The sequence below is a fragment of the Brucella sp. LJL56 genome (genome assembly GCF_054871705.1).
In genome coordinates, this window is the sequence record NZ_JBTXLQ010000002.1 from 38,725 (window position 1) to 65,113 (window position 26,389).

The following is a 26,389-nucleotide window of genomic DNA, read 5'->3' on the forward strand; positions in this document are numbered from 1 at the left end:
GCCGCCGCGTTCAAAAGGGGGCTGCGTTGAAGCGCGGCTCATAACACCAGGAGGGCCGGGTTACCGGCTTAAAGAGATGGAACTCGATATTGTCTCCCTGTCGCGATTGCAATTTGCAATCACGGCACTTTATCACTTCCTCTTCGTACCTCTGACCTTGGGTCTTTCCGTGCTGCTTGCCATCATGGAAACCGTTTACGTTATGACGGGGCGACTCATCTGGCGGCAGATGACGAAATTTTGGGGTACGCTATTTGGCATCAACTTTGTCATGGGCGTTGCAACGGGGATCGTGATGGAATTCCAGTTCGGCATGAACTGGAGCTATTACAGCCATTATGTCGGCGACATCTTCGGCGCACCGCTCGCCATTGAAGGCCTCATGGCGTTTTTCCTTGAAGCGACCTTCGTAGGTCTGTTCTTTTTCGGCTGGGATCGCCTGTCGAAAGTTGGGCACCTCATGGCGACCTACGCGGTCGCGGCGGGTTCCAATTTCTCGGCATTGTGGATTCTGATCGCCAATGGCTGGATGCAGAATCCGGTTGGCTCAGCGTTCAATCCTGAAACCATGCGCATGGAAATCACCGACTTCTTCGCAGTGTTGATGAACCCGGTCGCACAGGCCAAGTTTGTTCATACGGTTTCCGCCGGTTATGTTACGGCATCCATTTTCGTCCTCGGCGTTTCCGCCTGGTATCTGCTCAAGGGCCGTTCGGTAGAGCTTGCCAAACGTTCTCTGACTATTGCGGCATCCTTCGGTCTGGCCGCTTCGCTATCCGTCGTCGTCCTTGGTGACGAAAGCGGCTATCTGGCCAATGAACACCAGAAGATGAAGATTGCTGCTATCGAAGCCATGTGGGAAACAGAACCAGCTCCAGCTTCGTTCACCGTATTCGGCTTCCCGGACCAGGCAGCGCGTGAAACCCATTTCGCAGTGCATATTCCATGGGTCATGGGCCTCATCGGTACGCGTTCTCTGACGACCCCTATCCAGGGCATCAACGATCTTGTTGAAAGTGCGGAAAACCATATCCGCAATGGCATTGTCGCCTATGACGCCTTGCAGAAAATTCGCGCGGCTGGCGATACGAATGCCGTTCCGCAGGAGGTCAAGGACGTTTTTGCCGATAACAGCCAGTGGATGGGCTATGCGCTTCTGCTGAAACGTTATGTCGATGATCCGCGTCAGGCAACCGATGCACAGATCACGCAGGCAGCGAACGATACCGTTCCCGGCGTCCTGCCTCTGTTCTGGGCCTTCCGCATCATGGTCGGCATCGGCTTCTTCCTTATCCTGCTGACGGGCACATTCTTCGTGCTGTCTGCGCGTCGTAAACTCGACCGTTACCCGTTCCTGTTGCGGATCGCCGTGTTTGCGATACCGCTGCCATGGATCGCAGCCGAAATGGGCTGGATCGTTGCAGAGTTCGGTCGCCAGCCTTGGGTCATCGAAGGCATATTGCCGACAGCAGTCGGGGTCTCCAATCTTGGCGCATCCACCGTATTGCTGACCATACTTGGTTTCGTGGCGATCTACACGGTTCTCTTCATCATCGAGATGGCCCTGATGATCCGCGCCATCAAGGCTGGACCTGAACCTGACAGCAAGCCGGAAGCAATACTCGCCCCGGCAAGCATTGCACCTGCGGAGTAAGGATCATGATACTCAGCGATTTGTTGGACTATGAAACCCTGCGCATCATCTGGTGGGTACTGCTCGGTGTATTGCTGATCGCCTTTGCCGCGATGGACGGCTTCGATCTCGGTGTCGACATACTCATGCCCGCCGTTGGCAAAACCGATGTCGAGCGACGCATTATCATCAATACGATCGGCCCGGTCTGGGAAGGCAACCAAGTCTGGCTGATTCTCGGCGGCGGCGCCATTTTCGCCGCCTGGCCGCCGCTCTATGCAGTGTCCTTCTCGGGCTTCTATCTGGCGATGTTTCTCATCCTGTTCGCACTCATCCTGCGTCCGGTCGGTTTCAAATATCGCTCCAAGCGTGACAGTGTGGCCTGGAGGAGAGGCTGGGACTGGGCGCTGTTCATCGGTGGTTTCGTGCCTGCTCTGATCTTCGGCGTTGCCGTCGGTAATGTCTTGCAGGGTATTCCCTTCCGTCTCGCCGACGATCTGCAAATTTTCTACGAAGGTTCGTTCTTCGGTCTGCTCAATCCGTTTGCACTGCTTTGCGGGGTGCTTTCGGTAACGATGCTCTGCATGCATGGCGCTTCGTGGCTGGTACTGAAGACGACCGGTGATATCCAGGCACGCGCCCGGTCCTATGGCAGTATCGCCTCTCTTCTGACGGTGGCGCTCTATGTTCTGGCCGGCGTGGTTAGCTGGTTTTGGATTTCTGGCTACCGGATTACAAGCACCATCGTTACCGACGGGCCATCCAATCCGCTGCGCAAGACCGTCGAACTGGATCACGGTGCATGGTTCGCCAATTATGTGAACTATCCTGTCTTGCTGATCGCCCCGGCGCTGGGCATTCTGGGAGCACTTGCAGTCTTCATCGCACTGCGTAGCCGTCGTGAACTAGCGCCGCTGCTGTTCGGAAAGCTGTCGATCTTCGGCATCATTTCGTCGGTTGGCGTGTCGATGTTCCCGTTCATTCTGCCATCGTCGATCGATCCTCGTGCAAGCCTGACGGTATGGGATTCGTCATCCAGCCATATGACGCTGTTCATCATGCTGGTTGTGACACTCATCTTCCTGCCGCTGATCGTTATCTACACGTCCTGGGTCTACAAGGTCCTTTGGGGCAAGGTAGACAAGGACATGATCGAAGACGACAGCAATCACGCTTACTAACCAACCGAAGAAAGGAAAGTGATATGTGGTATTTTTCCTGGTTGTTGGGGCTTCCGCTTGCTGCGGCTTTCGCCGTGCTCAACGCCATGTGGTACGAGCTGATGGACGACCGGGCACGCAAGCGTCTTGCAGCCGATCCAACGGCTGATCTGGCGCGTGAAGGTACGAAACACCATTGACACGAATTTAGAAACGGCCCGGAAACGGGCCGTTTTCCTTGATGAACCTGTCGTTCAAGATTGCGGTATTGTCAGTTCAGCCACGAAATCATAGGCATCGCCGCGATAAAGCGATTTTGTAAACTCCACCACACGACCTGACGGTAAATAGGACAGTCGCTCGATGGACAGACCCGCATCGCCTTCCTTGACGCCCAGAATACGTGCGTCGGGATCCTTGATGTTGCAGGCAGCTATACGCTGGACAGCGCGAACGGGACGAAACCCTGTACGGCTCAGTTCAGCATAAAGCGAGCCCTTTACAGCATCCGGATCGGGCAGGATTTCGCTTGAAAGACTTGCTCGTTCGATGGCCAGCGGCATATCACTTGCAATACGCAGACGCCCGAGGCGGGCAACGCGGGTTTCCGAGGAGACACCCAGCTTCATCATCTCTTCAGGCGAAGGATAATAAAGGCCGCGTTCCAGCCATCTGGATTGCGTGGTGATGCCGCGACGCGCCATGTCTTCTGTAAACGAGGTCAGCATGGAGAGCGATTGCTGCACGCGTTCACTCGGACGCACGACGAACGTACCTGAACCGTGGCGACGCACGAGAAGCCCGGCCTTGACGAGATCGTCCACTGCCTTGCGTACTGTCACGCGGCTGATATTGGCATATTCCGCAATGTCGCGTTCCGGCGGCAGGGCTTCGCCGTCGACCAGTTGTCCGGCGCGGATTGCAGCCTCCAGCGACTGACGTAGCTGCATATAGAGCGGTCCGCCGGAGGACGGCGCAGAGCCCTGCAGGTTCTTGGGCAGAAAAGCGCTGAAGTTTCCGCTCATTCGCGCGCCTTTCCATTTTGCGGCCCATATCGCTTGAGGGCAAGCTGAAGGGCACCTGTCAAGGCATCAGCCGCAGGTTTGACCAGAAGCTTCTGCTGGTGTGGCGGCAGCCATTCCACGTAGAGGGGTGCCATGCCGCCAAGCAGGCTGATGCGTTCCGCGCCCTGTCTGATCAGCACATCGAGCGTTTCGCTGATATAGGCAGCGGAGCGCTCCAGCAACATCCGTGCGGTTTCGTCGCCTTCGCTCGCATATTGGAAAACACGTGGAGCATATTTGCCGAAATCGCCGGGTTTTGCAGTCCATGCAAACTCGACAAGATTGTCCGGATTATTGTCGAACTCGTTCAGAAGGTCAGTCGTCAGGCGTGTGCGCGGATGAATGCCATCATGCACGAGCAGGCTTTCCTGCAGCAGGCTTTGGCCGAGCCGTGCACCGCTGCCAAGGTCGCTCAAGGGGAATCCCCATCCGCCGACCGAATGGATGTGACCGTTCCGGCGCTTGATATAGGCCGTGCCCGTACCAAGAATGGCGACGATCCCGTCCTGATCGCCAAGCGCGCCTTGCAGGGCGATCACACCGTCGAATTCCACATTGGAGTGCGCGAACGGCAGACCACGTTCTATCGGGGTGCCTGCACCCTCGACATTACCGCCAGCCAGGCCAAGAACCGCATGACTGGTCACATAATGCGCCTTGTCCAGTCCGGCATTGTCAAAAGCGTTGTCGATCGCCGCGACCACATTAGTGAGCGACGTCTGCGGATCGGTGACGATATTGGCCGAGCCACTGTGCCCCGAACCCAGAATCGCACCATCGCTACCCGCGACCACGGCGCGGCATCCTGTGCCGCCACCATCAACGCCAATGAAGAATTCAGTCATGAAGATACCTCCGGCCTGAAGATACCAAAAAAATACCATTAACCAAGCAGATTTGTCGGCTTGTGATAAAATTGATTAATTCGTTGATAAAATTTGGAAAAAATGGCCGGTTTCAATTTTTCTGCGCGAAAGTCGTAAACTTCTCTGGACAATTGGTACGTTTTTGGCATTAATTTCAGCAGAAGGGGAGCGCAATGCCGCTGAAGGCGAGGATCACGCGGATTTGGGATGGAGATCACCGGCGGGGGCCGGTACTTTTCCCGTAACGCGAGGAGTGATCCTACCGAGGCGGTCTGGCGTAGTTTCGCCTCTTTTGCGCATACGCGCCAAAAACGGGCGCGCTAGAAAAACGGGAGAAGGTCAAATGGTTCGTAATACGTTGAAACTCATGCTGCTGGGTTCCACGCTTCTGGCGTCGGGATCGGCTGCGCTTGCCGAAGACGTCACGCTGACGGTCGAAAGCTGGCGTAACGACGATCTGCAGATCTGGCAGGAAAAGATCATTCCGGCATTTGAAGCCAAGAATCCTGGCATCAAGATCAACTTCGCGCCAAGCGCGCCGACTGAATATAATGCGGCTCTCAACGCCAAGCTCGATGCTGGTTCGGGCGGCGATCTGATTTCGTGCCGTCCGTTCGACACCTCACTCGAACTGTTCAACAAGGGCAAACTCTCCGATCTTACCGATCTCGAAGGCATGAAAAACTTCTCGGACGTCGCCAAGTCCGCATGGACCACCGACGATGGTTCGAAGACTTTCTGCGTGCCGATGGCTTCGGTTATTCACGGCTTCATCTACAACAAGGACGCCTTCGACCAGCTTGGCATTACGCCACCGGCCACCGAGGCTGAATTCTTTGCGATGCTCGACAAGATCAAGGCTGACGGTAACTACATCCCGATGGCCATGGGCACGAAGGATATGTGGGAAGCCGCAACCATGGGCTACCAGAATATCGGCCCGACCTACTGGAAGGGCGAAGAAGGCCGCAAGGCACTGATCGCCGGCACGGAAAAACTGACCGATCCGCAGTGGGTCGAACCGTTTGCAGTGCTTGCCAAGTGGAAGGACTATCTGGGCGACGGCTTCGAAGCACAGACCTATCCGGACAGCCAGAACCTGTTCACGCTCGGTCGTGCCGCCATCTTTCCGGCAGGTTCGTGGGAAATCGGCCTGTTCAACACGCAAGCACAGTTCAAGATGGGCGCCTTCCCGCCGCCGGTTAAGAATGCAGGCGATACCTGCTACATCTCCGACCACAACGATATCGGTCTCGGCCTCAATGCTTCGAGCAAGCACGCAGAACAGGCAAAGGTTTTCCTGAACTGGGTGTCTTCGCCTGAATTCGCTGAAATCTACGCCAATGCGCTGCCGGGCTTCTTCAGTCTGAATTCGACGGCTGTGAAGATGAGCGATCCACTGGCGCAGGAATTCGTTTCCTGGCGCGAAAAGTGCAAGCCGACCATTCGTTCGACCTACCAGATCCTGTCGCGTGGCACGCCGAACCTCGAAAATGAAACCTGGGTTCAGTCGGCCAACGTCATCAACGGTACTGTGACGCCGGAAGATGCTGCGAAGAAGCTGCAGGAAGGCCTCGATAGCTGGTACAAGCCTGCGAAGTAAAAACGCGGGACAATATGGGCGGCGATCGCGGGGGCGCGCCGCCCATATCTTTTCATCTGACGCATCGACATGCTGTTTTGCAATCGGTGCATTCCGTGTCAGTTTAAAATGACGCGAGCGGGCAGGGATGGGAAATATGGTTTCCCGGTTTGCACGCATTCTCGTGAACGAGAACGCTAACCATCGGTTTACGCATTTCCATACGCCAAGTTCACATGCTTGTTGGAAATGCTCTTGAAGAGCGAATGCCCATATGAGCCAATCTGCCGACATGACAGGTATCGTGCACAAGCGCCCGAGGCGTTGGCATATACTTGTATTTCTTCTGCCTTGCGTCCTGATCTACACTGCAGTGATGGTGTTGCCACTGGTCGAGACATTGCGGCAGGCATTCTTCAATGTCGTCGACGGACAGCGCACGTTTGTGGGGTTCGCAAATTTTCAGGTGCTTTTCGGTGACCCTAACTGGTCGCGTGATTTCTGGAATGCGTTGAAAAACAACGTTATATTCTTTTGTATTCACATGCTTGTTCAAAACCCGATCGGCATTCTTCTGGCAGCCATGCTGTCCCTGCCGAAGCTGCGGTTTGCTGCGCTTTATCGCACCGCGATCTTTCTGCCGACGCTGTTGTCCTTCGTAATCGTCGGCTTCATCTGGAAGCTGATCCTGTCGCCAATCTGGGGCGTCGCGCCGTGGATGATGGATCTGGTGGGGATGAAATGGGCTTTCGGACCATGGCTGGGCAAAGCCGAGTCAGCACTGGTAACGGTATCGCTTGTCTCAGTCTGGCAGTTCGTCGGTATTCCGATGATGCTGATTTATGCAGCGCTGCTAAACATTCCCGATGAAATCGTCGAAGCTGCCGAATGCGACGGCATTACCGGCTGGAGCCAGTTCTTCAAGATCAAGCTTCCGCTGATCCTGCCATCCATCGGCCTGATCTCTGTGATGACCTTCGTTGCCAACTTTAACGCCTTCGACCTCGTTTATTCGATGCAGGGTGCGCTGGCCGGGCCGGACAAGTCGACCGATATCCTGGGCACGTTCCTTTATCGCACCTTCTTCGGCTTCCAGTTGCAGCTCGGCAATCCGTCCATGGGCGCAACCATCGCCGCCGTGATGTTCCTCATCATTCTGGCAGGCGTGTCGCTCTATCTGTTCGGCATCCAGCGCCGTATGCGCCGCTATCAGTTCTGAAGGACGAGACCATGTCGAAAGCACGCACATCGCCCATTCGCACCACTCTCGTTCATGCGGCCCTGATATTCTACATGTTGATCGCCGTGTTCCCCGTGGCGCTGACGCTAATCAACTCGTTCAAGGATCGCAACGCGATCTTCCGCACGCCGCTCCAGTTTCCGACACCGGAAAATTTCAGCCTCATCGGTTATGAAACCGTTCTGAAACAAGGCTCATTCCTGACCTATTTCCAGAACAGCACCATCGTTACCGTGGCGAGCATTTTCCTCGTGATCCTGTTCGGTGCGATGGCAGCCTTTGCGCTTGCCGAATATCGCTTCAAGGGCAACACGCTGATGGGGCTTTATCTCGCCATCGGCATCATGATCCCGATCCGGCTCGGCACGGTTGCTCTGCTGCAAGGCATGGTGGCTGCTGGCCTGGTGAATACGCTGACGGCGCTGATCCTTGTCTACACTGCACAGGGACTGCCGCTTGCGATCTTCATCCTGTCCGAGTTCATGCGAACCGTGTCCGATGATTTGAAGAATGCCGGGCGAATAGATGGCATGTCGGAATATGCCATCTTCTTCAAGCTTGTGCTGCCGCTGATCCGGCCTGCCATGGCCACGGTTGCTGTCTTCACCATGATCCCGATCTGGAACGATCTCTGGTTCCCGTTGATCCTTGCACCAAGTGAAGCCACCAAGACGGTTACACTCGGTTCGCAGCTCTTCATCGGTCAGTTCGTCACCAACTGGAATGCCGTTCTGTCGGCCCTTTCGCTGGCGATGTTCCCGATCCTCATCCTTTATGTCATCTTCTCGCGGCAGCTAATCCGCGGCATCACCGCAGGGGCTGTAAAATGAGTTCTGTAATGCAAAATCCTGTCCGTGTTCTTTCCGCCGGTCTCGGCAATATGGGCCGCAGCCATGCACTGGCCTATCACCGTAATCCGGGTTTTGAGATCATCGGCCTCGTCAATCGCACCAAGGTTGCCGTGCCCGATGAACTGGCAGGCTATGAAATCCATCCTTCCTTCCATGAAGCATTGAAGGAATTGAAGCCCGATCTGGCCTGTGTCGCCACCTATTCGGAAAGCCATGCGGATTATGCCGTCGCGGCGCTTGAGCAGGGCGCGCATGTGTTCGTGGAAAAGCCACTGGCAACGACGGTTGAGGATGCGCGCCGGGTGATCGACTGCGCACGGGCCAACGGACGCAAGCTCGTGATCGGTTATATCCTGCGCCATCATCCGTCGTGGATGCGGCTTATTTCCGAGGCGCGTCAGCTTGGCGGACCTTATGTGTTCCGCATGAACCTCAACCAGCAGTCCAGCGGCGCGACCTGGGAAACGCACAAGAACCTGATGAACACCACGTCACCCATTGTTGATTGCGGCGTACATTATGTGGACGTTATGTGCCAGATCACGGATGCAAAGCCGGTGGAAGTGCGCGGAATGGGGCTGCGGCTCTCCGACGAGATCAAGCCGGATATGTATAATTACGGTCACCTTCAGGTGCTGTTCGATGACGGCACGATCGGCTGGTACGAAGCAGGCTGGGGTCCGATGATGTCGGAGACAGCCTTCTTCGTGAAAGACGTGATTTCGCCGAATGGCTGCGTATCGATCGTCATGAACGAAGCCGTCACCAAATCCGACGATGTGGATGCGCATACCAAGACCTCTACGATCCGTGTTCACCGCGCCGAGCGTGGAGCCGACGGCAAGTTCCTGAATCCGGATATGGACCTCTCCATGGCGGACGAGCCCGGCCATCAGGAATTGTGCGAACGCGAGCAGGCCTACATGCTGAAGGCAATTCGCGAGGATATCGATCTCAACCGACATATGGATGACGCGCTGCAATCGCTGCGCATCTGCCTTGCCGCAGATGAAAGCGTGCGCTCGGGCCAGCCTGTCAAACTGTAAGCCGGTAGAATTTAAGGGAATTTGTTACGTGGGATCGCTGCTACTCAAATCGATACACAAGCGCTACGGCGCGCAGGAAGTTCTGAAGGATATCAATCTGGAAGTGCAGGACGGTGAATTCATCATCTTCGTCGGACCTTCCGGTTGCGGTAAGTCAACGCTGCTGCGCTCCATCGCCGGACTGGAGGATGTCTCTTCCGGTCAGGTGCTCATCAATGGCGAGGACGTAACCGTCACACCGCCGTCGAAGCGCGGAATCGCGATGGTGTTCCAGTCCTACGCGCTTTACCCGCATTTGACGGTGAAGGACAATATGGGGCTTGGCCTCAAGCAGGCAGGCACGCCCAAGGCGGAAATCGAAACGCGTGTCTCCAAGGCTTCGGCAATGCTGGGGCTGGATCCTTATCTGGGCCGCCGTCCCGCTGAAATGTCGGGCGGCCAGCGCCAGCGCGTCGCCATCGGTCGTGCACTGGTGCGTGAACCGGAACTGTTCCTGTTCGATGAACCGCTGTCGAACCTCGATGCTGCGCTTCGCGTACAGACCCGGCTTGAGATCGCCAAGCTGCATCGCGAGCTGAAGGCAACGATGATCTATGTCACGCACGATCAGGTCGAGGCCATGACGCTTGCAGACCGTATCGTCGTCCTGAATGCCGGACACATTGAGCAGATCGGTTCGCCGATGGAACTCTACAATAAGCCGGACAATCTGTTTGTTGCGGGCTTCATCGGCTCACCGCAGATGAATTTCGTTGATGGCACCCGCATCGGCGATGCCGGAGCGAAGACGGTTGGTATTCGTCCCGAGCATATTTCCGTCAGCCGCGACAGCGGCAAATGGAAAGGCAAGGTCATTCATGCCGAACATCTCGGTGCTGATACGATCCTTTATGTGGAAACCGAAGCCGCTGGCCTGATTACCGTGCGGCTCTTCGGCGAACACCACTACAATGAAGGCGATGTGGTCTGCATTACCCCTGAAGACAGCAAGGTGCATAGGTTCGATGCCGATGGCAAAGCCATCCGCTAAACCGGACATTCCGCAGCCTCTATCAAAGCCGCACCCAAGGGTGCGGCTTTTCTTTTTGGAGAATCGGCATTGGCCAACGTCCGAAATTCTAACCCTAGACGATGGACAAAACGTCTCAGGGTCCCTTCGGTTGAAACAATAAGCGTGGCGGATCTAGTTCAAATCGTACCAATGAGTACTGACGTATTAGTCAATCGAGAGCAATAATATTGCGCAATTCACATTGTAAACATTCCACATGAAATCCCATCTAAATCATTGAAATAAGCTTGTTTCGTCAAGTGTGGCTTAGTCTCTTCTAATGCATGATCGAACTGGTTTGAGACATGGCTGTCGAAGTGATTGAAAAATAATCTTGCTTTATTTTTGAACCCGTTCCACCCTGAAAGTGGATGGTGCCGAAGGAGGAAATCGGCGCCATGTCGCATGGGAGGAACAGGGTCGGCAGGTTTCAAAATAAAGCCGCCGATAAAGATCCGGGGCGCCCGGAACCAAACCGATATTCCCCCGTTCGACATTCTGTAAGTTCCCGAGGCCAGTTGCGAGGCCAGTTGCGAGGCCAGTTTCGAGGGTTACCCGCATGAGCGATGATGTCGTACTATCCCTGCATGTTCCCGAGCCTGAATGGCGGCCTGGCGATGCACCGGATTTCTCCCATGTCAAAATCCCGCGTGCGGGAAGTGTTCGCAGGCCGGAAGTCGATGAAAAACCGGAAGCGATGCGTGATCTGGCTTTCAGCATCATTCGTGTTTTGAACCGCGAGGGCGAAGCAGTCGGTCCCTGGGCAGGCACTTTGACCGACGATGAGCTGAAAGACGGGCTTCGCCACATGATGATCCTGCGCGCCTATGATGCGCGCATGATGATGGCTCAACGTCAGGGCAAAACCTCGTTCTACATGCAGCATCTGGGCGAAGAGGCGGTGAGCTGCGCTTTCCGCAAGGCGCTGCGCAAGGGCGACATGAATTTCCCGACCTATCGTCAGGCCGGGCTGCTCATTGCCGACGACTATCCGCTCGTCACGATGATGAACCAGATTTTCTCCAACGAGCACGACCCGCTGAAAGGCCGCCAACTTCCGGTGATGTACTCGTCACAGGAGCACGGCTTCTTCACAATCTCCGGCAACCTCGCGACGCAGTATACGCAGGCCGTCGGCTGGGCCATGGCTTCTGCCATCAGCCACGACACGAAGATCGCCGCGGCGTGGATTGGCGATGGCTCAACTGCCGAAAGCGATTTCCACGCAGCTTTGGTCTTTGCTTCGACCTATAAAGCCCCGGTGGTGATGAACATCGTCAACAACCAGTGGGCCATCTCCACCTTCCAGGGCATTGCGCGTGGCGGTTCGGGCACTTTTGCTGCACGCGGACACGGCTTCGGCATTCCTGCTCTGCGTGTCGACGGCAACGATTATCTGGCCGTCCACGCCGTCGCCAAATGGGCGGTGGAACGCGCCCGGCGTAATCTTGGACCAACCATCGTCGAATATGTGACCTATCGCGCTGGCGGACACTCCACCTCGGATGATCCTTCTGCCTATCGCCCCAAGGCCGAAAACGATGCGTGGCCCCTTGGCGATCCGATCCTTCGCCTCAAGAACCATCTTATCAATCGTGGGGTCTGGTCGGATGAGCGACACAAGCAAGCCGAGGCCGAGGTGATGGACCTGGTGGTTGCTGCTCAGCGCGAAGCGGAAGCCATTGGCACGCTGCATGACGGGCGCAAGCCGTCTATGCGCGATATGTTCGAAGATGTTTATGCGGAGACGCCGCCGCATCTTGTCCGCCAGCGTCAGGAAGCGGGGTTCTAATTCATGACCAAGATGACCATGATCGAGGCGATTCAGAACGCCCACGATATCGCCATGGAACGCGACAAGAAGGTGGTCGTGTTCGGTGAGGATGTCGGTTACTTCGGCGGTGTTTTCCGCTGTACGGCTGGCCTCCAGAAGAAATACGGCAAGGAGCGCTGCTTCGACGCGCCGATCAGCGAGTTGGGCATTGTCGGCACCGCTATCGGTATGGCCGCTTACGGCCTGCGCCCTTGCATCGAAGTGCAGTTCGCCGACTATGTCTACCCGGCTTACGACCAGATCGTTTCCGAGGCCGCGCGCCTGCGTTATCGCTCTGCGGGCGAGTTCACGTGTCCCATCGTCATCCGTATGCCTTCGGGCGGCGGTATCTATGGCGGTCAGACACACAGCCAGAGCCCGGAGGCGCTTTTCACCCATGTGTCGGGTCTCAAGACCATCATGCCGTCCACGCCTGCCGATGCGAAAGGGCTGCTGCTGGCGGCCATCGAAGACCCGGACCCAGTCATCATGTTCGAGCCGAAGCGGCTCTATAACGGGCCTTTCGACGGTCATCACGACCGTCCGGTGACATCCTGGAAGAAACACGATCTCGGCGATGTGCCGGAAGGCCATTACACCGTGCCGCTCGGCAAGGCTGCCATCCGCCGCGAAGGCAGCGGTGTGACGGTGCTTGCCTATGGCACCATGGTTCATGTGGCGCTTGCAGCCGCCGAGGAGACGGGGGTGGATGCCGAGGTAATCGATCTTCGCACGCTGCTCCCGCTCGATACGGACACCATCATGGCGTCGGTGAAGAAGACCGGGCGCTGCGTCATCGTGCACGAGGCGACGCTGACCTGCGGTTATGGCGCGGAACTTGCTGCGCTCGTGCAGCGCGACTGCTTCTATCATCTCGAAGCGCCGATCATCCGCGTTACCGGCTGGGATACGCCTTACCCGCATGCGCAGGAATGGGCCTATTTCCCCGGTCCCGACCGGGTTGGCCGCGCTCTCATATCGATCATGGAAGCCTGAGGGGGAGGGAAGAATGGCACATTTTACAATCAAGCTCCCCGATGTCGGTGAAGGCGTTGCCGAGGCCGAACTTGTCGAATGGCATGTAAAGGTTGGCGATGTTGTGCGCGAGGATGATCTTCTTGCCGCAGTCATGACCGACAAGGCAACGGTGGAAATTCCATCATCACGCGGTGGCAAGGTTATCGCTATCAACGGCGAAGTCGGCGAAAAGATTGCCGTCGGTTCTGAACTCGTCCGTCTGGAGATCGAGGGCGGCGCGACAGAAGAGAAATCCGAAGGGAACGCAGAAGAACCGGCTCCGACTGCTGTTGAAACGGCCAAGTCGCAACCGGCATCAACTCCCGAAACACCAGTTCTGTTGCAAACACCGGTTCCTCCGAAGCCCGCTGCGCCGAAACGTGAGAGCGCAGGCCGCGCATTCTCTGGTGCGGGTCCGGTACGCAGCGAGGGTGAAAAGCCACTGGCCACACCGTCTGTCCGGCTGCGCGCCCGTGATGCTGGCGTCGACCTGCGTCGCGTTCGTGGTACGGGACCGGCGGGGCGCATTACGCATGAAGATCTCGACTTCTTTTTCCAGCAGGAAACAGGCGCGGCACCGGCTCTATCCGGTTATGCAACCGATACTTCGGTTAATGAGATCAAGGTTATCGGCCTTCGTCGCAAGATTGCTGAACGCATGGCCGAGGCGAAGCGCCATATTCCGCATATTACCATCGTCGAGGAAGTCGACGTCAGCCAGATCGAGGAGCTTCGCGCCAAGCTCAATCACGAGCAGAAGGAAGGCCGTCCGCGCCTCACGCTGTTGCCGTTCGTCATTCGCGCGATAGTGAAAGCCGTGAAGGAGCAGCCGGGGCTTAATGCGCATTTCGATGACGAGGCCGACATCATCCGTCAGTTCGGTGGGGTACATATCGGCATCGCCACGCAGACCCCGAACGGCCTCATCGTGCCGGTGGTGCGCCATGCGGAAAGCATGAGTGTATTCGCTGCGGCTTCCGAATTGTCGCGCGTTACTGATGCGGCGCGCAATGGCACGGCGAAGCGAGAGGAATTGACCGGTTCGACAATCACTATCACATCGCTTGGACCGCTCGGTGCAATCGCCACGACACCAATCATCAATCGTCCGGAAGTCGCGATTGTCGGCATCAACAAGATGGCTGTGCGGCCGATGTGGGACGGTGTGCAGTTCGTGCCGCGCAAGATGATGAACCTGTCGTGTAGTTTCGACCACCGCGTGATCGACGGCTGGGATGCCGCAGTTTTCGTGCAGAAGCTGAAAAGTCTTCTGGAGACGCCTGCCATGATTTTTGTAGAAGGCTGATCGAATGAGTGAGATTTCCTGCAAACTCCTGATCATCGGCGGCGGCCCCGGCGGCTATGTATGCGGCATCCGGGCAGGCCAGCTTGGCATCGACACGGTGCTGGTCGAAAAGACACGACTGGGCGGCACCTGCCTCAATGTGGGCTGTATTCCATCCAAGGCGCTGATCCATGCAGCCGACGAGTTCCATCACCTTTCCGTCTTCGCATCGAAGGGCGCGCTCGGCATTACGGCTCAAAATCCGGCGATTGATTTTGCCAAAACGCTTGAATGGAAGGACGGTATTGTAAACCGTCTGAATGGCGGTGTGGCCGGCCTCCTGAAACGGTCGCGCGTGCGGATGTTCCATGGGCAAGCTCGTTTTCTCGACGGGAAGACCGTTCTCGTCGAAACCGATACGGGCCGTCAGACGATCCACGCCGAAAACATCGTGATCGCAACCGGTTCCGTTCCGGTTGAAATTCAGGCGCTGCCATTTGGCGGAAAGGTCATTTCGTCCACCGAAGCGCTGTCGCTGGAAAATATCCCGGAAAAGCTTGCCATTGTCGGCGGCGGCTATATCGGGCTGGAAATCGGCACGGCCTTTGCCAAGCTTGGTGCAAAGGTCACCGTGGTCGAAGCAACCGATCGCATCCTGCCGCAATATGATGCGGAACTAACGCGTCCCGTCATGGCACGCCTGAAGGCGCTCGGCGTCGAAGTCCTGACCAGCACTTCAGCCAAGGGACGATCGACGGATGAGGCAGGGCTGGAAGTCCTGACCGCCGATGGAACCACGAAAACCATCAAGGCCGACAAGATACTCGTCACTGTGGGCCGCAAGCCGCAGACCGATGGCTGGGGTCTCAGCGAAATCAGTTTGGATATGGAGGGACGTTTCATCCGTATTGACGAGCGCTGCCGCACCTCCATGCGTGGTGTCTATGCCATCGGCGACGTAACCGGCGAACCGATGCTTGCGCATCGCGCCATGGCGCAGGGCGAAATGGTGGCGGAAATCATCGCAGGTGGAAATCAGGTTTGGGAGAAGCGTTGCATTCCTGCCGTCTGCTTCACCGATCCGGAAATCGTCACTGTAGGGCAGTCGCCGGACGAGGCCCGCAAGGCTGGTCATGAAATTCAGGTCGGTATCTTCCCGTTTCAGGCCAATGGCCGGGCAATGACCATCGAGCGTGAAGACGGCATGATCCGTGTCGTTGCGCGTGCGGATAATCACCTCATTCTCGGCATTCAGGCTGTCGGCGTCGGCATATCCGAGCTTTCATCATCCTTCGCGCAAGCGGTAGAGATGGGGGCAAGATTGGAAGACATCGCCGCTACGATCCACGCGCATCCGACATTGAGTGAGGGCTTTGCCGAAGCCAGCATGAAAGCGCTTGGCCACGCCTTACATATCTAACCTTTTGACTTACGCTCGTGCCGCCAGAGAAAAATGGCGGCACCGGCAATCATGGCAGCAAGTGCAAACCATGTAATTGCATAGGAAAGATGGCTGTTACGGAATTTCACGACCGTCAGCCCGCCAATGGGAAGCGTCCCGGAACCGGACTTTGCATCCGCATCAATGAAATAGGGCGCAACGGGTCCTAGATTTTCCTTTTGCGCAAAGGCCGCGACATCGCGCGAATTCCAGTCATTGCGTGCTGAATCGTTCGGGCGGAGGAAGAATCCATCCGGTTCCGGCATGCGCATCAGGCCTGTTACGGTTGTTTCTCCGGCGATCTGCGTTTCCTGCCGCGATGACGGATTGCGCATTTCGTTCGGAACAAAACCGCGATTGATGAAGGTCAGCGCCCCGTCAGGCGAGCGCATCGGTGTCAGAACCCAATAGCCCGCACCGCGCTCGGTCAGTGCATGGACCAGCACTTCCTTGTCGTTCAGATAGGTGCCGGTCAACGTAACATGACGGTACTCGTCATCCTTCTGGTTTACGTTGACCCAGTCATCTTTTCCCGGCGCCGCGACCGGCTCGGCGTGGACCCGCGCATCGACTCTTTCAATAAGATCAAGCTTCCATTGCAGCCGCTCGACCTGCCAAATGCCCAGCGCCATGAAAAGAATGAAAAAAGCCGCCCCCAGCACCGAAATCAGACCAAGGAAGAAACGAGAGGAAGTCTTCTGGATCGCTTGTTCATTCTGGGGGGAGGGCATCATCTTGTCCTTCAATCATGGCAGCCAATAGAGCCTGATTCAGAAAATGGCCTTCTATAACAAAAATGCAATGGCAATAAAGGGCAGGGTCTCAAAAGAACGTGAACGCAATCAACCGCTTGCGCCAGCTTACGCATTCTGACTGATGGCTTGAATGGAAAAGCAAAAAAAGACGAGGAGTATCACGCGCTCGGTTTTCCGGGGTGAACCTTGTGGATTGAATTTGACGTTTGAATCCCGGTTGATGCAGATGCTGTTTCAAACGTCAAGTTCGAATAATCCAATATATTCATAGACTTGATAGTAGTCTTTTTGATTCCGGCATTTGTCCGATGCCAGTAACCGAGGGATGCAAATGTCGGAATCAGACCACTAGTATCAGATAAAATTACAGCGCCTGCCGCATTCGCAGGGAATGCGTGGCGCTGAGCAAAATTATGTTACATAGCTTCGTTATCAAGCAAGTTTATGAATTCTGCGTCTGCGATGCGAATAGCCGCCCTTCGACAGGCGCAATACGTTGCAAACCTGAGTCTTGTCTTCCGAGGGCTTCGGCATCTGCTCATGAATGCGCAGCAAAATCTGCTGTGTAACTGTGCGATCCTTGTCGGTAGTGACAGGACCGATGATTATGCTTTTCATCGATCATTCTCCCTATCTTTTGGCCGAAAAGCAGCTTTCGAGGCTATCTCGACCTATTATCAAGAATGTACGAATGAACTAAGTATTAACCAAATTTTACATCTTGACAAGCGCATTGGCGCAACAGTTTCTAACCCATTGGCAAGTCGCAGCAAAAAGCCGGATCGCGGGTGCAATCCGGCTTTTTCTGTGTTCTTCCTGGTCGATAATCAGTCGCGGTTGCCCGTCAGGATCTCACGCTTTCCAACATGATTAGCCGGACCGACCAGACCGTCCTTTTCCATACGCTCCACAAGCGAGGCAGCCCGGTTATAACCGATGCCGAGGCGGCGCTGGATATAGGAAGTGGAGCACTTCTTGTCGCGCATCACCACCTTGATGGCCTGTTCGTACACATCGTCGCCGTCTTCCGAACCCATCGAGGTTGCGTCGAAAACAGCCACTTCCTGCGCAGTATCCTCGTCTTCCTCGTCTTCCGTGACGGTCGCCAGATAATCCGGACGTCCCTGTTCCTTCAGGTGATTGACCACCTTTTCCACTTCCTCGTCGGAAACGAACGGACCATGGACACGGACGATGCGTCCGCCGCCTGCCATGTGCAGCATGTCGCCCTGACCGAGAAGCTGCTCTGCACCCATTTCACCGAGGATCGTGCGGCTGTCGATCTTCGAGGTGACCTGGAACGAGATGCGGGTCGGGAAGTTGGCCTTGATCGTGCCGGTAATGACGTCGACCGATGGGCGCTGCGTTGCCATGATCAGGTGGATACCGGCGGCGCGAGCCATCTGGGCAAGACGCTGGACGGCTCCTTCAATATCCTTGCCCGCAACCATCATAAGGTCGGCCATCTCGTCGATGATGACCACGATGTAAGGCATTGGCGTCAGGTCTAGCTCTTCCTGAATATAGGTTGGCTCACCTGTTTCCTTGTCGAAACCGGACTGCACCGTGCACATGACGGTTTCACCCTTGCCCTTGGCCGAAGCGGCGCGGGCATTGAAACCTTCGATATTGCGCACGCCGAGACGGGCCATCTTGCGATAGCGTTCTTCCATCTCGCGCACCGCCCATTTCAGGGCTACGACAGCCTTCTTCGGATCGGTAACAACCGGGGTCAAAAGGTGCGGAATGCCGTCATAGATGGATAGTTCCAGCATCTTTGGATCAACCATGATCAGGCGGCATTCTTCCGGCTTGAAACGGTAGAGCAGCGACAGGATCATCGTGTTGATGGCAACCGACTTGCCCGAGCCGGTCGTGCCTGCCACCAGAAGGTGGGGCATCTTGGCCAGTTCCGCTATGACCGGCTCGCCACCAATGCCTTTGCCAAGGCAAAGCGGCAGGCGGTAATTCGAAGCTTCGAACGTGCGGCTATCGATCATTTCGCGCAGATACACGGTTTCGCGATTGGCATTCGGCAGCTCGATGCCGATGACATTGCGACCCGGAACGACTGCAACGCGGGCAGAAAGTGCCGACATAGAGCGCGCAATATCGTCGGCAAGGCCGATGACACGCGAAGATTTGACGCCAGGCGCCGGTTCAAACTCATAGAGCGTGACAACAGGGCCGGGGCGAACATGGATGATCTCGCCGCGCACGCCGAAATCTTCCAGAACGCTTTCCAGCAATCCTGCGCTACGTTCCAGCATTTCCTGCGTGATGACATTTCCGTCCTGTTCGGGCGGCATCTGCAGGAGATCACGTGGGGGGAATTCATACTCGCCATGCATCACCGGCGCTTCCGCGCGGGGGAGGGGCTGCGGCTGGTACAATGCAATCGAGGGCGCTGCCTTGACCGGAGCAGGCTTTTCGATGGCTGGCTCCGGAGCCACTACTTCCTCGACAACATGCTCTTCGGCTTCCGCAACGGTGAGCACGACTTCATCTTCAGTGGCTTCGCCGACAACCTCCGGAGCAATCTCAGGCGTGGCCACAACTGGCTGCGGAGCGGGTGTTTTGATCTCGACTGCGGCAACAGGTTCCGGTGCGACGATCTCCAGCGGTGCAGAAGCTGCAGGGGCGACCGGGGTTTCTGCGACTGGCTGAACAGGAGCCACGGCAACCGGCTCGGGCTGCTTGTTCCATTCACGAATGCGGAACTGTGCCAGAATGGATTCAACAGTAGGCAAAGGCTTGCGAGGCTCTGCCGGAACGGCAGAAACGAGCGGCTCCGCAGGCACAAGTGCCGTGTTGATATCGCAACCTTCCCAGAAAGCGAAGTCGGAAAGATAGGCGAAGGCCGATGGCTGAGCTGGATTTACAGTTTCGATCACGACTGGAGCTACGTCCAGAACAGGGGTTGCCGACGCAATGGCGGCAATCATGGGAACCGCAGGCATTGCAGGAGGCACCGGTGCTACCGGCGAACGAACCATGCTCTGCGACACGGTTTTCTGGAGTTCTGCGACAGCCATGGGCTGGGCCTCGGCAGCCTCCTCAACGCTGATGGCAGGCGTAGCTTCGGCCGCGTTCGTCTGTGAACGCTCATTGATGCTCGGAAGCTCCTCGCCGCGACGACGCAGAAGCTCGACTTCCGGCGTACGGGTAAAGCGAACATTCGCGCCGAGCGAAAAGTGAACTTTCCAGGTATCGTCACTATTCGGGCCGTGACTTCCCGTCTGACCGCGAGGCAGCTTCGGGTCCTGGGCGTTCTCTGCACGATTTCCTGTCGATTGGTGGAAATTTTCTCTCAAATTACGCATGATACCTGAACCATAGATACTGTCGCCTGAATGAGCCCAAGTAATAAAAAATGAAGGTTAACAACCTCCTTCCGAAATGCCTCAAAAGACAGAAAATTATTGCGGGATATGATCGACCACAGAAAGCGGAACCGAGGCATTGTTACCATCGGTTGCATATTTAAACGAAACATTATCAATGATATAAAGCGTATTCTTATAGTATTTTATGCGCATAAAAACAATCAAGGGTAGTTTAAGCAGCCTGTTAATTCTACGGCTTTGAAGCTTCACTCGACGACAGAAGGGACACAAGCGGACAGACTCAGACATCAGTCTCGGGCAAGTGCCACGACCGGGTCGAGTTTGGAAGCGTTGCGGGCTGGAATAAAGCCGAATCCGATGCCGATCAGGCTTGAGCAGACAAGCGCAACCACGATCGATGTCGGCGAATAAATGAGCTGGAACATCGAACTGAACTGCGCGAACAACATGCCAAATCCGGCAGCGATGAGAACGCCAAGCACACCGCCAATGAGGCAGACGAGAACTGCTTCAATTAGAAACTGCTGTAAAATATCGCTCTGGCGTGCACCGATTGCCATGCGAACACCGATCTCGTTGATTCTTTCCGAAACGGCTACCAGCATGATGTTCATAACGCCGATGCCGCCGACAAAGAGCGATATGCCTGCGATACTGGATACCAGAAGGGCAAGCGTCGCAGTCGTGGCCTGAATGGTCTTCTGCAGACTATCGGTGTTGAAAATCGAGAAGTCCTTCTCGCCATGCCTCTTTGTCAGAAACGTGGTTATCAACTTTTCGGCTTCCGACGGATCCATCGTGTCGGCGACGCGCACGAGGATCATCTGCAACGAGCGCGAGCCGGTCATACGTGTCTGCACGGTCGTGTGGGGAAGGTAGATTTCGAGCGTCTGTGCGCCGCCCGGACCGCGTTCTTCGGCCTTGACGACGCCGACAATTCGCACCGGCACCTTCTTGAGAAGGATTATTTTGCCGATCACCGAGCCGACCTCATGCGGGAAAAGGGTCGTCTTGGCTGTTTCGTCGACGACCGCGACCTGCGCCAGATCATCGACATTGCGCTGATCGAAAAAGCGACCTTCGAGCAGCTTGCTGTTGCGCGTGGCGAAATATTCCGCACCGACGCCATTGACCGACACACTGACCTCCTTGTCGCCGACGCGAATGGTGGAACTGGTCGTGTCGGATGGCGTGGCAGCCACGACATAGGGCAATTTTGCGATCTCATTGGCATCGCCGAGATTGAGTGTCGTAATCTGGGCTGCTTTCAGATCGCCAAATCCCCTGCCGGGGCTGATATAGAGCGTATTGGTGCCAAGATCGCTGATCCGTTCCAGAATCTGCTGTTGTGAACCTTGTCCGAGCGCCACGACACACACAACGGATGCCGTACCGATAATGATACCGAGCATTGTCAGAAATGTGCGGAGCCGATGAGCATTCATCGAGCGGAGCGCCATAGCGAATGCTTCGTTGAATCGATCGCGAATCCCGGCAATGAGCCTTGGCTTGGTATGCTTCTCATTCACGACCGGCACCGCCGTTAACGGTCGCATGGCCTCACCATTTCTTGTGTCCGAAATGATTTCACCGTCGCGGATTTCGATAATACGCTGCGCCCGCGCGGCAACCTGCCGGTCATGTGTAACGATGACGATGGTGCGACCTTCGCGATTCAGCTCCTGAAGAATGCCCAGGACTTCTTCGCCGCTATGGCTGTCGAGCGCGCCCGTCGGTTCGTCAGCCAGAACGACATCCGCATCGTTGATGAGGGCGCGGGCAATGGAGACACGCTGCTGCTGGCCGCCGGAAAGCTGGCTCGGTCGATGGTGCGTGCGTTCACCCATGCCGAGGCGCTGGAGGATCATCTCGGCCTTTTCGCGCCGCTCCTCTTTTCTCTGACCTGCATAAATGGCCGGAATCTCGACATTGCCCACGGCGTCGAGTTCACCAAGCAGATGATAGCGCTGGAAAATGAAGCCGAAATGCTCGCGCCGTAATTGGGCCAGTTCATCGGCTTCAAGCTCCGACGTGGCGCGACCGGAGATCAGGTATTCACCTTCCGACGGACGATCCAGACAGCCGAGAATGTTCATCAGCGTGGATTTGCCCGAACCGGACGCACCGATAATCGCCACCATCTCGCCGCGCTCGATAGTAAGGTTCACACGATTTAGAACCGTCGTGAAATCGTCACCCGATGGATAGTGTCGTGAAACGCCCTTAAGCGAGAGCAGCGGCGCGTCACTCATGTCAGATACCGGCAGGGGCTTGAGAGGTGACCTGATTATCGGTCACGACCTTATCCCCCTCGTTCAGTCCTGAACGGATTTCGGTGTTGATCTTGTCAGTAATGCCGGTTTCGACTGTCCGTTCTTCGATCTTGTTGGCGCCAGTCACCACGCGCACCGTAGCCTTGCCGGGTTCGTTCGTGTCTTTGAGGGCCGTTACAGGCGCGATCAATGCGTTCATCGCCTTCGCAAGCAGAATGTGAACCTCGGTTGTCATGTAGGTTCTGAGCAGTCCATCCGGATTGGGAACGCTGAAAATACCCTTGTAATAAATGGCGGAAGCGGTTGCCGTGCTGGAAGAACTCACTGCCGTAGTCGTAAAGCTCTTGTCGTTGACGATGGAATCCGGCGCCGGTTCGATCTTTTCCAGCTTCGCGTCGTAACGCTTCAAATTCTGTCCCGATATGGTGAAATAAAGCGGCATTCCCTCACGAACCTGAGTGATGTCTGCTTCCGAAATATCCGCCTCGACGGTCATCGTGTCGAGCTGACCGAGAATGGCGATTGTCGGCGCACTTTGCTGGGCGTTGACCGTCTGGCCTTCCTGAACGACCGTTGCAAGGATGGTGCCATCGATAGGTGCGGTGATGCGGGTATAGGCGAGGTTGGTTTCGGCGATCTGAACGTCGACTTCTGCGGCTGCGATTGCCGCTTCGCTATTGGCGACTTGCGCCTCCTTCGACTTCACGGTGCTGACCGCCTTGTCGTAATCCGCACGTGCAACGGCGTTCTTGCCGATCATCATCTGGTTTCGGGCCAGATCCTGTCTGGCCAACTCCAGATCGGCAAGATTCTGGGCACGGGTGGCTTCGTTCTGGCGAAGCGATGCCTGAGCCTTGTTGAGCTCATTCTGCTGGTTGGTCGAGTCAATCAGCGCAACGACGTCACCAGCTTTGATCTGCTGGCCAGGCTTTACTTTGAGTGAGAGGATGCGGCCGGTTGCCTGCGCGCCGATGGCGACCAGATTTTTGGGGCGCAAGGTGCCGGTGGCAAGAACCGAACTCTCGATCTCGCCGCGCTTGATAATGGTCGTAGCGGGCAAGGCCTCTTCTTTGGTCAGGGAGCGGACGACGAAATAGCCCACGATCAACAGTGCAATAAGAACGGCCAGCCACAGGCGCCAGCGAAAACGACGTTTCGACTTGGGTTTCATAACGGCCTCTTATCGGTTGTCAGTGGAGGAATGGGCGTCGTCTTGATGATGCGTGGTCCTGTGTAGCCGTCGACGACTTCAGGTTTTGCAACATCGATGAGGCCGTTCCAGCCGCCGCCCAATGCTTTCTGCAGGGCGACGTAATTCAGGACAAGATCGGTCCGGGCCTGACTGAGATTGGTTTCCGCACTGAGAAGATCGCGTTGTGCCGTCAGCACATCGACAAAGCTCTTCGTGCCGGCTCTGTACTGTTCCAGCGTCAGCTCGTTGATCTTGCGGCTGTTGCTGACGATTTTCTGAAGCTGGCCAGTGCGCAGACGGTTCTGATTGAGCGATACGCTGGCATTTTCAACTTCGCTGAGCGCCGTCAGGATGGTCTTGCGATAGGCGATGAAAGTCTGATCGCGCGCGGCTCGCGCAGCTTCCACATCAGCATTCAACTGACCGCCATGGAAGATGGGTACGCTCAGGCTGGGACCGAAAGCCCAACTGATTGTCGACAGCTTACCAATATCCCCGAAATTGGCGCCGCCTGTGTTGATGTTTCCTGTGAGCGAAATACTCGGATAGAGCAGGGCCTGCTTCTGGCCGACACTGGCATTGGAGCTTGCATAATCCCGTTCTGCTGCGCGAACGTCCGGACGGCTCAATAACAGATCGGCAGGCAGACCGGCGGAGGCCTTGCGCGGGATTGATGGGATCGGACGCGACTTGTCCAGAACGCTCGCCAGCGCCGACGAAGACCGGCCAGTCAACACCGACAACTGGTTGAGATATTGCGCGTATCTGATCCGTAATCCCGGAACCTGCGATTCAGTCGTCGCGGCTTGTGTCTCGGCGTTCAGAAGATCGACCTGCGAAATCTGTCCGGCCTCAAGCTGGCTGCGCGTCAGTGCTACTGTCTGCCGCTGCGATGCAGCATTGCGCTGGGCAATGGCGATATCAGCCTGCGCCCCGCGCAAATTCGCATAATTGGTGGCAATATCACCGATCAGCGTGACGAGCGCTGCCCGCAATTGTTCGTTTGCGGATTCGACATTGTAATAAGCCGCTTCCACACCGCGTTTGTTGCCCCCGAAAAGATCCAGCTCCCATTGGGTTTTGAAACCCATACTCGACTGATTGGAGGCGAGGGTGCTACCGCTGTCGGACCGTGAATAGCTGCCGCTGCCGTCGAGCTGCGGATAAAGTGCACCACCAGCCGACGTGTAATTGGCACGTGCCTGCCGCACCTTTGCCTTCGCGGCCGCTACATCCGGGCTACCTGCAATTCCATCCGCGATCAGTTGGTCGAGAACCGGGTCTTTCAGGTTCTTCCACCAGTCGCCAAGTTGCGGCGCCCGCCTGTCAGCCTTGCTATTCCAACCGGCGGGGGTCAGCACATTTGGCTTCTGATAGTCAGGACCAACAGTGACGCATGCCGCCAGCAACGGCAGGAAACTTCCCAGTACAGTCAGGCGAACAAGCGATCTCGTCAAAAAATTGGTCCTGAAATTTCGGTGCTGTCATCAGGTCGGCATTTGATCGCCCCGAAAACGAAGCGCCCCTTATACCTGCAACGGTTGTGCCTAAGCAGCCCAAAGTCGTGGGAGCATGCCATGGGTCGCGCCGAGTCGCGGTTGGGGGCATAATGCCATTCTTCATCATCGGTCATCAGCGAATGATCGAAGTCAAATGTGGCAATGCACAGAAAATATCAGGATTTGTATGAAGCCTGACGGGCGTTCGCGTGTCTAGTCCCCCTGGCTTTCCAGCCAGTCGGCAAGCGAGCGGCGGTTTGCGGCACGACCGCGCATGGGCTCAGCCATACACATGGAGTTGAGAACGGCTTCCTGCGTGGCTTCCGCCGCCGCGCGAAACAGTGTGTCGATGCAGTTTTCGTTGAGCACCGCGATCTCGACCACATCACGCGTTTCATCATGATCGAATGTCACGGCCGTTGAAAAGCCGATGGCAATATCGCCGCTGCCGTGACCCCAGAATGCACCAAGACGCGCCAGTCCCGCCCCGCAGCGACGGGTCACGCGCTTCAATTGCCGATGTTCCATCGGAACGTCGGTTGCGAGCACCAGAATGACCGAGCCTTTTTCGGGCTGATCGTCCGCTTTCGGTGATGGCCTGCGTCCATCGGGAAGAACCAGATCACCGGCCCGACCGAAATTGGTCAGCGCCAGTACGCCGAGGTGATGGAGCTTGCCGTCGAGTTCGAACCGGCGCGAGGATGTGCCGATGCCGCCTTTGAAGCCGAAGCAGCTCATGCCGGTTCCGGCACCGACATTGCCTTCAGCCACAGCAGTTCCGGCGAGCTTCAACGCTTCCTGTGCGTCTGGTTCCGTGACGGCCATTGCCTGAATGTCGCTGAGCGGGCCGTCATTGCATTCAAGAACGACCGGATTGACAGTTGCCGTGGTGCGCCCGATATCGGGATTGCCCGCAATCGCCTCGCGGATCAACGCATTGGCGCAGGTTCCGACGCCGAATGTATTGGTGAGCAGGATCGGCGTTTCCAGCGTGCCCAGCTCTTCAACCTGCACGAGGCCAGTGCTCTTGCCGAAACCGTTGATGACATCGCAGGCGGCTAGCACCTTGCGGCGATAAAGGTTGCCGTCATGCGGGATGATTGCCGTCACGCCGGTATTGATATCGCCGCTGCGCAAGGTGCGGTGCCCCACGCGCACGCCCGGCACATCGGTTATGGCGTTGTTTTCGCCCGGCTGCATGATACCGCAGATAATGCCGTAGTCGCGTGCCTTGCCTGTCATGGTCATTTTCCGTCAGATGTTGAAGAGGCAGG

General features: G+C 56.4%; 20 protein-coding genes and 2 pseudogenes. 12 read left to right on the top strand and 10 right to left on the bottom strand.

Going from position 1 to position 26,389, the window contains the following annotated elements:
* Positions 1 to 76 precede the first annotated feature (76 nt).
* The 3 genes from ACYSN1_RS08820 to cydX are packed head-to-tail and all read left to right on the top strand — an operon-like array spanning position 77 to position 2,993.
* Positions 77 to 1,654 carry a cytochrome ubiquinol oxidase subunit I gene (locus ACYSN1_RS08820; protein ID WP_461725334.1) on the top strand — a complete coding sequence of 526 codons (1,578 nt, stop codon included), beginning with the start codon at positions 77 to 79 and terminating at the stop codon, positions 1,652 to 1,654.
* Between the two features lie 5 nt (positions 1,655 to 1,659).
* The gene (gene cydB, locus ACYSN1_RS08825) at positions 1,660 to 2,814 is read left to right on the top strand and encodes a cytochrome d ubiquinol oxidase subunit II (protein WP_140019338.1); all 1,155 of its coding nucleotides are present in this window, start codon (positions 1,660 to 1,662) and stop codon (positions 2,812 to 2,814) included.
* Positions 2,815 to 2,837: 23 nt separating this feature from the next.
* Positions 2,838 to 2,993, top strand: coding sequence for a cytochrome bd-I oxidase subunit CydX (gene cydX, locus ACYSN1_RS08830; RefSeq protein ID WP_140019337.1), 156 nt, complete (start codon positions 2,838 to 2,840; stop codon positions 2,991 to 2,993).
* 54 nt (positions 2,994 to 3,047) lie between these two features.
* On the opposite strand, the gene ACYSN1_RS08835 is transcribed toward cydX, so the two are convergent.
* A complete protein-coding gene (locus ACYSN1_RS08835) occupies positions 3,048 to 3,818 on the bottom strand; it encodes a GntR family transcriptional regulator (protein ID WP_176036152.1) in 771 nt (256 codons plus the stop codon).
* Positions 3,815 to 4,702, bottom strand: coding sequence for a glucosamine kinase nucleotide-binding domain-containing protein (locus ACYSN1_RS08840; RefSeq protein WP_461725335.1), 888 nt, complete (start codon positions 4,700 to 4,702; stop codon positions 3,815 to 3,817). The genes ACYSN1_RS08835 and ACYSN1_RS08840 overlap by 4 nt, the downstream gene beginning before the upstream one ends.
* A gap of 364 nt (positions 4,703 to 5,066) precedes the next feature.
* On the opposite strand from ACYSN1_RS08840, the gene ACYSN1_RS08845 reads away from it, so the two are divergent.
* The 9 genes from ACYSN1_RS08845 to lpdA all read left to right on the top strand — a co-directional run bounded on the left by ACYSN1_RS08845 (position 5,067) and on the right by lpdA (position 16,028).
* Positions 5,067 to 6,326: an ABC transporter substrate-binding protein gene (locus tag ACYSN1_RS08845; protein WP_461725336.1), complete on the top strand. Its 1,260-nt coding sequence runs from the start codon at positions 5,067 to 5,069 to the stop codon at positions 6,324 to 6,326.
* Positions 6,327 to 6,579: 253 nt separating this feature from the next.
* A complete protein-coding gene (locus ACYSN1_RS08850; RefSeq protein WP_461725337.1) occupies positions 6,580 to 7,524 on the top strand; it encodes a carbohydrate ABC transporter permease in 945 nt (314 codons plus the stop codon).
* Positions 7,525 to 7,535: 11 nt separating this feature from the next.
* Entirely contained in the window at positions 7,536 to 8,375 is an 840-nt protein-coding gene (locus ACYSN1_RS08855; RefSeq protein WP_461725338.1) for a carbohydrate ABC transporter permease, read from the top strand.
* The gene (locus tag ACYSN1_RS08860) at positions 8,372 to 9,442 is read left to right on the top strand and encodes a Gfo/Idh/MocA family protein (RefSeq protein WP_461725339.1); all 1,071 of its coding nucleotides are present in this window, start codon (positions 8,372 to 8,374) and stop codon (positions 9,440 to 9,442) included. Before ACYSN1_RS08855 ends, ACYSN1_RS08860 begins: the two co-directional genes overlap by 4 nt.
* A 28-nt stretch (positions 9,443 to 9,470) precedes the next feature.
* A complete protein-coding gene (locus ACYSN1_RS08865) occupies positions 9,471 to 10,472 on the top strand; it encodes an ABC transporter ATP-binding protein (RefSeq protein WP_461725340.1) in 1,002 nt (333 codons plus the stop codon).
* Between the two features lie 580 nt (positions 10,473 to 11,052).
* On the top strand, positions 11,053 to 12,285 hold the full coding sequence (locus tag ACYSN1_RS08870; protein WP_461725341.1) for a thiamine pyrophosphate-dependent enzyme: 1,233 nt from the start codon (positions 11,053 to 11,055) through the stop codon (positions 12,283 to 12,285).
* Between the two features lie 3 nt (positions 12,286 to 12,288).
* Positions 12,289 to 13,302, top strand: a complete 1,014-nt coding sequence (locus tag ACYSN1_RS08875) for an alpha-ketoacid dehydrogenase subunit beta (RefSeq protein WP_461725342.1) — start codon at positions 12,289 to 12,291, stop codon at positions 13,300 to 13,302.
* Between the two features lie 13 nt (positions 13,303 to 13,315).
* The gene (locus tag ACYSN1_RS08880) at positions 13,316 to 14,629 is read left to right on the top strand and encodes a dihydrolipoamide acetyltransferase family protein (RefSeq protein WP_461725343.1); all 1,314 of its coding nucleotides are present in this window, start codon (positions 13,316 to 13,318) and stop codon (positions 14,627 to 14,629) included.
* Positions 14,630 to 14,633: 4 nt separating this feature from the next.
* The gene (lpdA, locus tag ACYSN1_RS08885) at positions 14,634 to 16,028 is read left to right on the top strand and encodes a dihydrolipoyl dehydrogenase (RefSeq protein WP_461725344.1); all 1,395 of its coding nucleotides are present in this window, start codon (positions 14,634 to 14,636) and stop codon (positions 16,026 to 16,028) included.
* On the opposite strand, the gene ACYSN1_RS08890 is transcribed toward lpdA, so the two are convergent.
* The 8 genes and pseudogenes from ACYSN1_RS08890 to ACYSN1_RS08925 form a co-directional block, all read right to left on the bottom strand.
* On the bottom strand, positions 16,025 to 16,780 hold the full coding sequence (locus tag ACYSN1_RS08890) for an SURF1 family protein (protein ID WP_461725859.1): 756 nt from the start codon (positions 16,778 to 16,780) through the stop codon (positions 16,025 to 16,027). The genes lpdA and ACYSN1_RS08890 overlap by 4 nt on opposite strands.
* A 456-nt stretch (positions 16,781 to 17,236) precedes the next feature.
* Entirely contained in the window at positions 17,237 to 17,422 is a 186-nt protein-coding gene (locus tag ACYSN1_RS08895; protein WP_140019321.1) for a hypothetical protein, read from the bottom strand.
* A 209-nt stretch (positions 17,423 to 17,631) separates the two neighbouring features.
* Positions 17,632 to 19,671, bottom strand: a pseudogene (locus ACYSN1_RS08900) (DNA translocase FtsK); the annotation flags it as partial.
* An 86-nt stretch (positions 19,672 to 19,757) separates the two neighbouring features.
* Positions 19,758 to 20,127: pseudogene (locus ACYSN1_RS08905) on the bottom strand (DNA translocase FtsK); the annotation flags it as partial.
* 311 nt (positions 20,128 to 20,438) lie between these two features.
* Complete coding sequence (locus ACYSN1_RS08910; protein WP_461725345.1) at positions 20,439 to 22,403, bottom strand: MacB family efflux pump subunit; 1,965 nt, start codon at positions 22,401 to 22,403, stop codon at positions 20,439 to 20,441.
* 1 nt (position 22,404) lies between these two features.
* Positions 22,405 to 23,595, bottom strand: a complete 1,191-nt coding sequence (locus ACYSN1_RS08915; RefSeq protein WP_461725346.1) for an efflux RND transporter periplasmic adaptor subunit — start codon at positions 23,593 to 23,595, stop codon at positions 22,405 to 22,407.
* The gene (locus tag ACYSN1_RS08920; protein WP_461725347.1) at positions 23,592 to 25,073 is read right to left on the bottom strand and encodes an efflux transporter outer membrane subunit; all 1,482 of its coding nucleotides are present in this window, start codon (positions 25,071 to 25,073) and stop codon (positions 23,592 to 23,594) included. Before ACYSN1_RS08920 ends, ACYSN1_RS08915 begins: the two co-directional genes overlap by 4 nt.
* Positions 25,074 to 25,328: 255 nt before the next feature.
* On the bottom strand, positions 25,329 to 26,357 hold the full coding sequence (locus ACYSN1_RS08925; RefSeq protein ID WP_461725348.1) for a DmpA family aminopeptidase: 1,029 nt from the start codon (positions 26,355 to 26,357) through the stop codon (positions 25,329 to 25,331).
* Positions 26,358 to 26,389 lie beyond the last annotated feature (32 nt).

What these genes read in the sequence shown, in the direction of transcription:
- ACYSN1_RS08820 (WP_461725334.1), top strand. Translation starts at nt 77, where the DNA reads ATGGAACTCGATATTGTCTCCCTGTCGCGATTGCAATTTGCAATCACG.
- cydB (WP_140019338.1), top strand. Translation starts at nt 1,660, where the DNA reads ATGATACTCAGCGATTTGTTGGACTATGAAACCCTGCGCATCATCTGG.
- cydX (WP_140019337.1), top strand. Translation starts at nt 2,838, where the DNA reads ATGTGGTATTTTTCCTGGTTGTTGGGGCTTCCGCTTGCTGCGGCTTTC.
- ACYSN1_RS08835 (WP_176036152.1), bottom strand. Translation starts at nt 3,818, where the DNA reads ATGAGCGGAAACTTCAGCGCTTTTCTGCCCAAGAACCTGCAGGGCTCT.
- ACYSN1_RS08840 (WP_461725335.1), bottom strand. Translation starts at nt 4,702, where the DNA reads ATGACTGAATTCTTCATTGGCGTTGATGGTGGCGGCACAGGATGCCGC.
- ACYSN1_RS08845 (WP_461725336.1), top strand. Translation starts at nt 5,067, where the DNA reads ATGGTTCGTAATACGTTGAAACTCATGCTGCTGGGTTCCACGCTTCTG.
- ACYSN1_RS08850 (WP_461725337.1), top strand. Translation starts at nt 6,580, where the DNA reads ATGAGCCAATCTGCCGACATGACAGGTATCGTGCACAAGCGCCCGAGG.
- ACYSN1_RS08855 (WP_461725338.1), top strand. Translation starts at nt 7,536, where the DNA reads ATGTCGAAAGCACGCACATCGCCCATTCGCACCACTCTCGTTCATGCG.
- ACYSN1_RS08860 (WP_461725339.1), top strand. Translation starts at nt 8,372, where the DNA reads ATGAGTTCTGTAATGCAAAATCCTGTCCGTGTTCTTTCCGCCGGTCTC.
- ACYSN1_RS08870 (WP_461725341.1), top strand. Translation starts at nt 11,053, where the DNA reads ATGAGCGATGATGTCGTACTATCCCTGCATGTTCCCGAGCCTGAATGG.
- ACYSN1_RS08875 (WP_461725342.1), top strand. Translation starts at nt 12,289, where the DNA reads ATGACCAAGATGACCATGATCGAGGCGATTCAGAACGCCCACGATATC.
- ACYSN1_RS08880 (WP_461725343.1), top strand. Translation starts at nt 13,316, where the DNA reads ATGGCACATTTTACAATCAAGCTCCCCGATGTCGGTGAAGGCGTTGCC.
- lpdA (WP_461725344.1), top strand. Translation starts at nt 14,634, where the DNA reads ATGAGTGAGATTTCCTGCAAACTCCTGATCATCGGCGGCGGCCCCGGC.
- ACYSN1_RS08890 (WP_461725859.1), bottom strand. Translation starts at nt 16,780, where the DNA reads ATGCCCTCCCCCCAGAATGAACAAGCGATCCAGAAGACTTCCTCTCGT.
- ACYSN1_RS08895 (WP_140019321.1), bottom strand. Translation starts at nt 17,422, where the DNA reads ATGAAAAGCATAATCATCGGTCCTGTCACTACCGACAAGGATCGCACA.
- ACYSN1_RS08910 (WP_461725345.1), bottom strand. Translation starts at nt 22,403, where the DNA reads ATGAGTGACGCGCCGCTGCTCTCGCTTAAGGGCGTTTCACGACACTAT.
- ACYSN1_RS08915 (WP_461725346.1), bottom strand. Translation starts at nt 23,595, where the DNA reads ATGAAACCCAAGTCGAAACGTCGTTTTCGCTGGCGCCTGTGGCTGGCC.
- ACYSN1_RS08925 (WP_461725348.1), bottom strand. Translation starts at nt 26,357, where the DNA reads ATGACAGGCAAGGCACGCGACTACGGCATTATCTGCGGTATCATGCAG.